At 41.1% G+C, this 11,031-nt stretch carries 12 protein-coding genes; 4 read left to right on the top strand and 8 right to left on the bottom strand.

What is annotated here, in order from left to right:
* Positions 1-30 precede the first annotated feature (30 nt).
* From B4H39_RS04305 to B4H39_RS04280, 6 genes are all read right to left on the bottom strand, one after another.
* Entirely contained in the window at positions 31-216 is a 186-nt protein-coding gene (locus B4H39_RS04305) for a DNA-directed RNA polymerase subunit beta (RefSeq protein WP_202230740.1), read from the bottom strand.
* Positions 209-1,492 carry a UDP-N-acetylglucosamine 1-carboxyvinyltransferase gene (gene murA, locus B4H39_RS04300; RefSeq protein WP_202230742.1) on the bottom strand — a complete coding sequence of 428 codons (1,284 nt, stop codon included), beginning with the start codon at positions 1,490-1,492 and terminating at the stop codon, positions 209-211. The genes B4H39_RS04305 and murA overlap by 8 nt, the downstream gene beginning before the upstream one ends.
* A 72-nt stretch (positions 1,493-1,564) precedes the next feature.
* Entirely contained in the window at positions 1,565-2,353 is a 789-nt protein-coding gene (locus B4H39_RS04295) for an inositol monophosphatase family protein (RefSeq protein WP_251423806.1), read from the bottom strand.
* Positions 2,319-2,600 carry a UPF0223 family protein gene (locus B4H39_RS04290; RefSeq protein ID WP_251423803.1) on the bottom strand — a complete coding sequence of 94 codons (282 nt, stop codon included), beginning with the start codon at positions 2,598-2,600 and terminating at the stop codon, positions 2,319-2,321. Before B4H39_RS04290 ends, B4H39_RS04295 begins: the two co-directional genes overlap by 35 nt.
* A gap of 26 nt (positions 2,601-2,626) precedes the next feature.
* Entirely contained in the window at positions 2,627-3,019 is a 393-nt protein-coding gene (gene spx / locus B4H39_RS04285) for a transcriptional regulator Spx (RefSeq protein WP_202230748.1), read from the bottom strand.
* A gap of 137 nt (positions 3,020-3,156) precedes the next feature.
* Positions 3,157-3,684, bottom strand: a complete 528-nt coding sequence (locus tag B4H39_RS04280; protein WP_251423800.1) for an SLOG family protein — start codon at positions 3,682-3,684, stop codon at positions 3,157-3,159.
* Positions 3,685-3,764: 80 nt separating this feature from the next.
* On the opposite strand from B4H39_RS04280, the gene recU reads away from it, so the two are divergent.
* The 3 genes from recU (at position 3,765) to B4H39_RS04265 (ending at position 7,161) form a co-directional block, all read left to right on the top strand.
* Entirely contained in the window at positions 3,765-4,415 is a 651-nt protein-coding gene (gene recU / locus B4H39_RS04275) for a Holliday junction resolvase RecU (protein WP_202230752.1), read from the top strand.
* A gap of 79 nt (positions 4,416-4,494) precedes the next feature.
* Positions 4,495-6,531, top strand: a complete 2,037-nt coding sequence (locus tag B4H39_RS04270; protein WP_251423797.1) for a transglycosylase domain-containing protein — start codon at positions 4,495-4,497, stop codon at positions 6,529-6,531.
* 3 nt (positions 6,532-6,534) lie between these two features.
* Positions 6,535-7,161 (top strand): MBL fold metallo-hydrolase, encoded by a 627-nt coding sequence (locus B4H39_RS04265; protein ID WP_251423794.1) that lies wholly within the window; start codon positions 6,535-6,537, stop codon positions 7,159-7,161.
* Between the two features lie 224 nt (positions 7,162-7,385).
* Here the strand turns inward: B4H39_RS04265 and B4H39_RS04260 are convergent, their stop codons facing one another.
* A complete protein-coding gene (locus B4H39_RS04260) occupies positions 7,386-8,297 on the bottom strand; it encodes a LysM peptidoglycan-binding domain-containing protein (protein WP_251423791.1) in 912 nt (303 codons plus the stop codon).
* Positions 8,298-8,482: 185 nt separating this feature from the next.
* Between B4H39_RS04260 and cysK the strand changes: the two genes are divergently transcribed.
* Positions 8,483-9,403 carry a cysteine synthase A gene (gene cysK, locus B4H39_RS04255; protein WP_251423788.1) on the top strand — a complete coding sequence of 307 codons (921 nt, stop codon included), beginning with the start codon at positions 8,483-8,485 and terminating at the stop codon, positions 9,401-9,403.
* Between the two features lie 124 nt (positions 9,404-9,527).
* Here the strand turns inward: cysK and B4H39_RS04250 are convergent.
* The coding region (locus B4H39_RS04250) for a hypothetical protein (protein WP_286927523.1) at positions 9,528-11,031 on the bottom strand (1,504 nt) is incomplete at its 5' end.

Below are 11,031 nucleotides of genomic sequence, written 5' to 3'. Positions count from 1 at the left end.
ACCACAGATTATACAGAACCAAAACTCTTTTTACGGATTTAAACGTTGTAGTACCTCTTGCCATAAGTTTCCGCTGAAAACGCGAGTTGCTTGTCCTCCTCCAAGCACACCATAACCTAGCATTAGGCCTGTTGCTACTGCTACAACTACAAGAACAAGGACTAAGAGGAGCAAAGAAAGGCGAATCCCTAAGACTTTAATCGTTTTTTTAATCATCTATTTCCTCAAGTTCTGGAACACGTTCAATATCTGCTCCAAGTGATTTTAATTTTTCATGAAATCGATAGTAACCACGATCAAGGTGATTTAATTTACGAACGGTAGTTTGCCCTTGGGCTACCATTCCTAACAAAATCAAAGCTGCACTCGCGCGTAAATCTGTTGACTTAACTTGGGCACCTTGCAACTTACGTGTCCCTTGGATAATGGCTGTGTTTCGCGTGATATCGACAGTCAATCCCATACGGCGCATTTCTTCCAAGTGCTGGAAACGGTTTTCAAAGACTGTTTCAATCATCGTTGATTCACCATTTGCAATAGCTTGCACAGCAGTCATCTGTGATTGCATATCTGTTGGAAAACCTGGATGTGGCAAAGTTTTGACATTGGTTGGTTTTAAAACTTTAGGACCGATAACACGGAGCCCTTCAGCTTCTTGGACGAACTCCACCCCCATCTCAATCAATTTTGAAATCAGCGGTCGGTTATGCTCACGAACAGCATCTTTGATTAGGACATCACCTTGTGTCATTGCAGCTGCTACCATGAAGGTTCCAGCTTCGATACGGTCTTGGACTACTGCGTGGTTGGCCCCATGCATTTTTTCAACCCCTTTGATGATGATGGTATCCGTTCCCGCACCTTTGACATTTGCTCCCATCTTATTGAGCCAGTTGGCCAAATCAACAATCTCAGGTTCACGTGCAGCGTTTTCCAAAGTTGTTGTGCCTTCTGCCAAAGTTGCTGCCATCATCAAGTTTTGTGTAGCCCCAACCGATGGAAAATCTAGATAAATGTAAGCCCCACGAAGTTTCTCAGCCTTGGCTTCAATATAGCCAGCTTCTTGAGTGATTTCAGCTCCCATCAATTCAAAGCCTCGCAGGTGTAAATCAATGGGACGTGAACCGATAGAACAGCCGCCCGGCATCGAAACACGAGCATGACCATTGCGCGCAAGGATAGGCCCCATTACGACAATGGAGGCACGCATCTTACTTACAAATTCATAAGGTGCCTTTATTTTTACCTTTGCAGCTGCTTGTGCTTTAACTGCTTTGTTTTCTTCTGAAAACTCCAAATCTACTCCAAGATGATCCACTAAGTTATTCATCATATAGACATCGCTCAGAATAGGAACATTCCGAAGAACAATTTCTCCCTCGCTTGGCAAAAGCGTTGCTGCAAGCAAAGGTAGAACGGCATTTTTTGCACCTTCGATTTCTACAGTTCCTTTAAGGCGTGTATTACCGCCCTTGACAATTATTTTATCCATTTGTTCATTCCTATAACTTCTTTATTCTAAAAGACAACCTAAATTATAGCACAATGAATCATTTCGTCAACTTTACAGGATTACGTCCGTTTCTTGTATCAACTGTTCCACTAAATGTCGCGGCAGGCTATAAATATACTGACAGTCTGTAAGATTTGGCTCTTCTCCCTCAAAGGTCTTGGTCACAAAACCAAGTTTTCCAGCCAAAATACTTCCTGCAGCATAGTCCCATGGTTGTAAGCGACTAAAATATCCCACAATTTTTCCTTCAAGCAAGTCTGCGTAAGCTATCCCAGCACTTCCTAACATTCTCACACCTAAAGTTTTCAGACTAAAGTCTGTCAGTTTATAAAAATTTTTACGGTAAATCATGGAATTTATAGCCAGTAAACTTTCTGACAACTCTTTAGGTTTATAGGCCAGCTTCCTGTTGTTACAAAATACGTGGTGCGCATTGTTCCAGTAAAGCTTATCTTCCATTACGTTAAGTATTAAGCCAAATTGCGCTTGTCCTTGCTCATAATATGCCAGCATCACAGCAAAGTTGTCTTGCTGTACAACGAAGTTAATGGTTCCATCAATGGGATCTAAAATCCAAAAATTTTCTTGAGATTGGTCAAAGGATACAAGGTTCTTTCCTGACTCTTCCGCCAAAATTTTATCTTCAGGATAGGCTTTGAGAATTTCTTCAATAATAATTTCTTGGACTTTTTTATCAAAATTTGTCACTAAATCACTGAAGCTACTTTTGTGAGAAATTTCCAGCCTCTGATGAATATTATCTCGAAGAAAAATGCCCGCTTCTCTGATCCAAACTTTCGCTTGCTCAAGCTTTTTCAAAGCGAACGTATTGTCTTTCACTAGCCTGTACCTCCTTTAGGGCACGATAAAGCGAATAACCACTGTTCTCCTCAAATTCTCGCCCCAGTTGCTTTTCTTGCATCTTTGAAGGAACAATTCGTTTAAACTCTTTGTAGTTTTCTAAAAATTCTTCCCGATTGACTTTGCTTTCATAAAATTTTTCAACTTGATTGAAAAAAGAGAGCACTGCAGTCATTTCAGCAGTACTCCAACTCAAATCAAGTGGATATTGATAATTTGTTTTCATAATTTTCCACTCTCCTTTTATCTCATTTAAAATTCGTTCACAGCTTGCCTCATCTCAGCACGGCGATAGTGACGAGGTAAAAAGGCACGTATCTCATCTTCATTAAAACCAATTTGTAACAAACGATCATCTGTAATAATCGGACGACGCAAAAGATTTGGATACTTTGTCACAAGATCAATTAACTCGTTAATTGTTAACTCATCAAGGTCCAAATCAAGCTTTTGAAATATTTTTGATCGAATCGAGATAATGTCTTCCGTACCATTTTCCGTTTTTGACAAAATTTTACGCAAGTCATCACTCGTCATCGGCTGTGTCAAAATATTGTGCTCCTTATAAGGGACACCGTGTTTATCCAACCATGCACGCGCCTTACGACAACTTGTGCATGACGGAGACAAGTATAAATCAACCACTTTCTTTCCCCATTCTATCTAGGCTGTGAACAATTCTAAAACTTGAGCAGCGCTATCATTTCGCTAATCATTATAACAAAATTTAGGGTTTAATAAAAGCGTGTTTTTTTACTATTGTGTGAGAATTTATGTCTATGTCACACATTGTTCATATCCTCACAAATTTCTTGCAAATCTTCAAATCTAATCCAGTCCATATTATAGTTTGGTATCTTTTGCATCTTGTTTGTAATATAACGCAGTTTTGTTTCGTTTTCTTCATCGTATAAAACTAAGGCGCCTTCCGAATTTTCAAGTAAGAAGTCGTTATACTGACGAAATTGACTGGGATTTTCGTAACTTTCGTAGGCATACTTGACATAATCTACATTTTTAAACTCCTGCAATTTAGCCTGATTGGCTTGATTCCAGTTTTTTCCATGCGTTTCAAAAGGAAAGATACTGGCTATGAAAAAATCATAATCCTTCTGCAACTCTTTGGAAACCTGTAAAGCCCAATATTCAAAACCCAGACTACCAGTAAAAATAACCCAATTAAGACCATTGTCCAAATAAGCTTCCAAGCGCATTTTTAAAGCTTTTTTGATAATACTTATTTTTATATCCTTTTCATCAAAAATCCCTAAGTCAAAAGCTGTGTAACCTGTGATAAGTAAAGTTTTCATAACTGACACTTCCCTGTAAAAAATATGCTATAATTACATTATACAATAGAGGTGACAATTTAATAAACGGAAAAATACTTATGTTGAAATATCCCCAAGGTTTAAACAAACAAGGAAAAGCTTTTTCAGAAAAAACATCTGGGAAAAAAATAGTGCATAACGCTGCGAAAAGTTCCCTGAATATGATAAAATCTAAACCGGCAGTAAAATTTGGAAAGCGTGGGATGAACTTTGAAGCCGAGATTAATGCCACCAATGATTACTATCTGGCACACGATATCGCTGTAATTCATAAAAAACCCACACCCATCCAAATCGTAAAAGTCGACTACCCCAAACGTAGCCGGGCAAAAATCACTGAAGCTTACTTTAGACAAGCTTCTACCACTGATTATTCCGGAGTCTACCAAGGGAGATATATTGACTTTGAGGCTAAAGAAACACATCAGAAAACAAGTTTTCCTCTGAAAAATTTCCATGAACATCAAATTGTTCATATGAAAAAGGTGATTGAGCAAAAAGGTATCGCTTTTGTTCTTTTACATTTTGCTTCTTTAGACGAAACCTACTACTTGCCTTCTGAGAATTTGATTCACTTTTATCATGAAAAGAACGGGCTAAAGTCCATTCCACTTGATTATATTAAAAAGCATGCTTACCCGCTTTCATCCAATCAAATTCCTAGAATTCCCTATTTGGAAATCGTTAATAAACTTTGTGAGGTGAATTAAAATTTCTACGAACAAACGAAAAAAATCAAAAGCGAGTCAAAAGAAAAATACGGCTGTTAAAAGATCACTCATTTCCACATTGAAATGGGCTTTAATTCTGATTTTTTCGGCTGTCATCTTTACTTTTGTTGCTGCAGGTGCACTTTTTATATACTATGCAAAAGATGCTCCTAAATTAGATATGAGCAAGCTTGAGTCCCCTCCTTCAACAGTTGTTTACGACAAGGATGAAAACATTATTGCAACACTTGGGGCAGAACAACGCGACTTAGTACAAACAGACAATATTCCTGTTATGCTTGTCAATGCCGTTACCTCAATTGAAGACCACCGCTTTTTTAATACACGAGGTGTTGATCCGATACGTATTGTCGGCTCTTTATTAAATAACTTACGTGGCGGACATATTCAGGGTGGTTCTACCCTAGACATGCAGTTGATTAAGCTCTCTTTTTATTCTACGGACTCTTCCGATCAAACCATGCGTGTAAAGATTCAAGAAGCTTGGCTTGCTTTACAGCTTGATCAAGAGTGGTCTAAGGAGCAAATTTTTACCGCTTATGTCAATAAAGTCAACATGGCTAATGGCTATTATGGTATGGGAACTGCTTCCAAGGCTTACTATAACAAGCCGTTAACCCAGTTATCTATTGCGCAACTTGCATTGCTGGCAGGGATGCCTCAAGCACCAAATACCTACAACCCTTATAAAAATCCAGAAGCTGCGAAGTATCGTCGTGATCTGGTTATCAATTCCATGTATCGCTTTGGTAAAATTACGGAAAAACAAAGAGATGAAGCGCTTAACACGCCCATTGATGATGGTCTTCAAACATTAAAAGGCGGCGCAAATATTCCTGAGTACGCTAATGACTTTATCACAGAAGCCATCAAACAGGCCAATCAAGAAACAGGACTAGATGCTCCAAATGCTGGCTTAAAGATATATACAACACTTGACAGTAAAGCTCAAAATGACCTCTTCAACATTGTCAATACTAATGATTCTGTTCCTTTCACAGATGACGAGCTCCAAGTCGCTTCAACCCTCATTGACACACAAACAGGTGGTGTAGCTGCTCAAATCGGCAGTCGTAAGCGCGAAATTACTCCTTTTGGTTTCAATCAGGCTACTGCGGTAGACCGCGACTGGGGCTCAACAGTAAAACCTTTGGTTGACTATGCCCCAGCTTTCGATAATGGTATTTACACAAGTACTGCTCAAACTATCTCGGACTCTGGATCTTACTTTTATCCAGACTCTCCGAACATTCAGTTGAACAACTGGGACAACCGCTATCTCGGAAATATCACTGTGCGACAGGCTTTAGCCCTTTCACGTAACATTCCAGCCATCAAAACATTAAATGCAGTTGGACTTGACAAAGCTACCGAGTTTGCGAACAAGTTGGGCTTTAAATATGCCGTAGAAACAGGAACAAATGCCAATGGTGAAGCAACTTTTGAACCAGGCACGATGACATACTCAAACGGTATTTCAAGTAATTCAAGAAGTAAGGATACTCAATATGGTGCCAGCTCTGAACGTATGGCTGCTGCTTATGCTGCCTTAGCTAATGATGGTATTTATACTAAACCTTACTATGTTTCAAAAATCATCATGCCTGATGGTTCGACAAAAACTTACGAACCGGAGCGCACACGTGCTATGAAGCCTTCTACAGCCTATATTATTACTGATATTCTCAAAGGAGTAATCAAAGGTAATGACGGAGCAATACCGGCACTTTCTACAGGTCTTTACGCCCAAACTCCTGGACTCCCAGAAGCTGGAAAAACGGGGACTTCAAACTATGATGCCAGTGAATATCAACAAGCATTAGAAACTGCTGGTATTACCCAAGCACAACTCCAAGGTGGATCCATGGCACCTGATGAAAACTTTGTCGGCTACACGCCTCAGTATGCAATGGCTGTATGGACAGGTTACAAGAACAAGCTCCAGCCTATTTATGGCGAAAATATGTACATTGCCGCCAAAGTTTTCAAAGCAATGATGAATGATCTTTATCCCGATCCAACATCTGTTGAAGACTGGCAGATGCCTACTGACGTTATAAAACAAGGTTCTGAACTTGCTGCAACAGGAAATTAATCTATGAAGATCAATAAAATCGTCAGTGAAATTGCTCAGGAAAATGCTTATATCCTGAGTAATTCTACTTTTAGCTTACTTATTGACCCAGGCAGTCAGCCTGATAAAATCCTTGAGAAACTCAAAGAAATCAATAAACCTCTTGCTGCTATTTTACTCACTCATGCTCATTTTGACCATATCATGGGACTGGACACCATCAAGGAAGCCTATCCCAAAGCTTTAGTTCTGCTGCATGAAAGCGAAAAAGATTGGCTTACGCATCCCGAGCTTAACGCTTCCGCTTCAATGATGGGTAAACCCGTAACTTGTAAAACAATCGTGGATGAATATTATAGCTGCAATACACCTTATAATTTTTCAGGGTTAGAGTTCTCTGTTCAGCATACACCCGGTCACTCTCCCGGTGGAGTAAGTTTTGTCTTTGAACAAGAAGGAATCGTTTTTTCTGGAGATGCTCTTTTTTCAGGTTCAATTGGCAGAACAGACTTGATCGGTGGAAATCATGAACAGCTCCTTCACTCTATTAAACAAGAGCTTTTCTCTCTGCCAGATGACTATATTGTTTATCCTGGTCATGGTCCAAATACTACTATTGGAAAAGAAAAACTGTATAATCCATTTTTTTAATATAAAAGTCCTCACACGGATACGCACTCCAAAGGCTAGTTTTTTCAGTCTAACTTTTGGTGGTCCTATCAGCATGAGGTCTTTTTATAATGTTCTTTTGTGCTCACCACTTTATTTTTGCGTTCCATACATCAACTGGGACAAAACAAATAGATACGATATTACTCTATTTTTAACTAGAATAAAAAAATCGTGAAGCTAATAAAGCTTCACGATAGGATATATTAGACAGATAAAGTTTGCCCTGGATAGATATTTCCTGTGATACCGTTCATAGCTGCAAGTTCATCTGCCGTCAACCCATAGACCGAAGCAATCGAAGTTAAAGTGTCACCAGACTGAACAGTGTATGTACGAGAAACTGCTGAGGCAGAAGTTGAAACCGTGGTAGAGGCAGCTGCTAAAGGAATCTGAAGAACTTGACCTATCATGATATGGTCTGTAGCTTGAAGTCCATTTTGAGCGAGGATGGCATCCATGGTTACACCATATTGCGCTGCAATGTCATAGACAGTATCACCTTTTTTCACAGTGTAGGACTGCAAACCATAAGCACTGCTAGCAGGCGTTGATGTAGGTGATGCGGTAGCGTAACTTGTGGTTGAAGGCGCAGCAACACCACCTCCATCATAGGCCGTCAAGCCATACTCTGCAATTAAAGCATTGAGTTTTGCGGCATAATTTGGGTCTGTTGCATAACGGCCTTGCAACCAAGCCGTTGCATCTTGGTAAGAGCTCGTGTTTTCACGCCAAACACCAGAATACAAGAATGAACCTCGCAAAAGTTGCGCTTGAGCTACACAAGCTTCAGCAACTGAACCATAAGCTTGGAAGGGCTCAACAACATTTTGCATCTGCCCATCAATAAACTCTTGTGTTGGAAGGTAAACAGGAGTTCCCGATGTATATTTTACACCAAAGATATTGTTATAATTGACAGCCAGAGCACTTTGGCCTGCACTGCTCTCTAAAATTCCCTGCGCAATCATCACAGACGGATAAAGACCGTATTCGTTAGCAACAGGCGTCGCTGCTTCTGCTAACTCCTGTACAGACATTGCTTGTGCTTTTACCGCTCCAAGACTGGTGAGTGCAACTGCTGCTGCACCAAATAAAAATTTGTGCTTTGTTCTCATTCTACAAAAACTCCATAAATAAAATATTTATTAATTCTAAGTATATACTATTTGCTAGTCAATGTAAACCTATACAATTTGTTATATGATAATTTTATAATCTTTATTCGCTTTTTTTATGTAAAAGTGGTAGAGTAAGTTTTATAATAGAGAAAAGAGTCCTTAGGGATAAAAAGGAGAATTTTATGTCTAAAATTTATGAAAATATCACGGAACTTATCGGGCAAACACCCGTTATTAAGCTTAGAAATCTTCCTGCAGATAGTGCAGAAGTTTATGTCAAGCTTGAAGCCTTTAATCCCGGTGGTTCTGTAAAAGATCGTATCGCGCTCAATATGATTCGTCAGGCTGAAATTGATGGTCTTTTACAAGCTGGCGGCACTATCGTCGAACCCACATCTGGCAATACAGGCATCGGCCTTGCTTTTGTAGGTGCTGCTCTGGGATACAAGGTTGTTATCGTTATGCCTGAAACTTTCTCTGTGGAACGCCGTAAGTTGATTCAAGCTTACGGTGCTGAGCTTGTCTTGACACCAGCAGCTGGCGGAATGAATGAAGCCATTGCTACAGCAGAACGCCTCGCAAAGGAAAACGGCTGGTTCCTTCCCCTTCAGTTTGAAAATCCAGCTAATCCAGCTGCTCATGAAGCAAGCACTGCTGTGGAAATACTCGAAACTTTTGGTAAAACTGGTTTAGATGCCTTTGTTGCAGGCGTTGGGACTGGTGGGACAATTTCAGGTGTTTCGCATGCTCTGAAAAAAGCCAATCCTGCACTTAGAAGTTATGCTGTTGAGCCAGCCACTTCCCCACTTTTAAATGGCGGACAACCCCAACCTCATAAAATTCAAGGTATTGGAGTGCCCTTCATCCCTAAAGCTCTGGACACTTCTTCTTACGATGAAGTCATCGATGTTCCTATCGAAGAAGCTTTTAGCACTGCTCGCGAAATCGGTTTTAATCAAGGTTTCCTTGTGGGTATCTCTAGTGGTGCGGCTATCTGGGCTGCACTGGAGGTCGCTAAGAAACTGGGTAAAGGTAAAAAAGTGCTGGTTCTGTCCGCAGATAATGGCGAACGCTATCTTTCGACAGAACTGTATGATTTTTAGTTTGGAAAATTCGAGTGGGAAGTGAGTCCTTAAGCTAAAAGCTAGTGTCTTTCTCGCAAATTTATAAAAAGAAACCGCCCTATTAGCCTACTTATGTGCTGAGAGTGAGCGGTTTTTCTGTTTTTTAAGTTGTGGATTGGTGGATGATGAGGGCGGGGCGAGCGCGATGAGGTATAGTTCCACTATCAACTCGTAGTGCTCCTGAAGCATTTACTACAATCTGACTAGGAGGGTTACCCATTGGATTAGGATTAGCTCGAGTACGTGTGGACCATGAGCTACCAGAGGGAATTGTACGGTCCGCAAGGTTACTAAAGCTACCATTTTGTGACAAACGGGTCACATCTGCCAAAGAAAGAGAAAATGCTCCTCTTCGCCCTTCAAGACTCACTGCCGTCAAATCTTCTGCTTGAATTGAGAAATCTTCTAGATTAGTAGGTATCCAATTATTGCTCTCTTTTTGTTCCCATATGAGCTCACTGGCAGAAAACGTAGGTGTCATAAGTGGATTTGCCACAGGCTGAACAATAGCCTTGACCATATCATTAAGGGCATCATACCAATCTTGATGAGCATGGAAATCTGTATTTATAGGTACGCCCGCAAAGATACCTTCATTTTTTATAATCATATGATTCCCCTCACTCATATCATCAAGATAACGGTATTCTTCTCCAGCCATGGTAAAGATACGCCCTGGCTCCATGGAACTAAAGTTAAAAGCAGATACAGGAGCATCAGAGGAAGGATTCCCATCTCCATGACTTCTAATAACTTCAAGAAGGTTGCTCACCTCTCCTGATGTCGGTTCATCTTCAAAATCACTGTCCGGCGTAATCAACTGACTGTCCACATGGATAGCGTAGTAATAAGAACCACGGATATCATGTGCCGCCTCTGTCATCTCCGCTGCATCAAGCAGATATGAGCTGGCTTGGCCTTCATTGAGTTGATTTGCCCAGTAAGCCCAGCCTGTTTCATGGTCGATAACCCAGAAGTTGCCGATTTTCTCTTCGTTGGAAAGTGTTGCCCATTCTTCTAGGTCTATTGGTGCATGGTCTTGCGCCAAGTGTTGGGCTGTTGTACGTTCTGTACCATCCGATGCTCCCGGCCAAACTGTACTTGTTGGCCCCTGACCATTCGTATAACTCTCTCCTTCTTGCCAGTAGGCATCCTCACCCGTACCCGGATGAGTGGCCCCATCTGTCTCACCGTCTGTGGCACTATCGCCAGCGATGTAGTCTCGCGCATGCCCCGCTGCAGCCGTCATCAAATCTTCTGAATCGCGGTTGAAGGTGGGCAAGTACCAAGGCGCACGTTCTCCTTGACGGGGCCAACCAAAGGTCAAGTTACTATATTGGTTAAAGACGGCAGAGTCCCCCGTGCGGATACTGAGGCTTTCTGTTGAGGGGATGTAGGTCGTCCAGGTCTCTACGCTCTCCCGAACGGCAGTTGGCACTATGGAGTTGAACTCCTCTTCTCCACGGGCTCGAATCGCCATAAACTCAGACAGACGAATCCGTGCCATGACAGGTTCCTCCCCATAATTTTCGACAAAGACATCCTTGTTTTCGGTGTCACGATTATAGTAATCATGAACACGGCCACCAACTTCGAATGCATTATCT

The organism is Lactococcus sp. UBA7128, from assembly GCF_002492185.1.
In the GTDB taxonomy this organism is placed as follows: Bacteria; Bacillota; Bacilli; order Lactobacillales; family Streptococcaceae; genus Lactococcus; species Lactococcus muris.
This window is presented reverse-complemented; position numbering and strand designations above follow the sequence as displayed.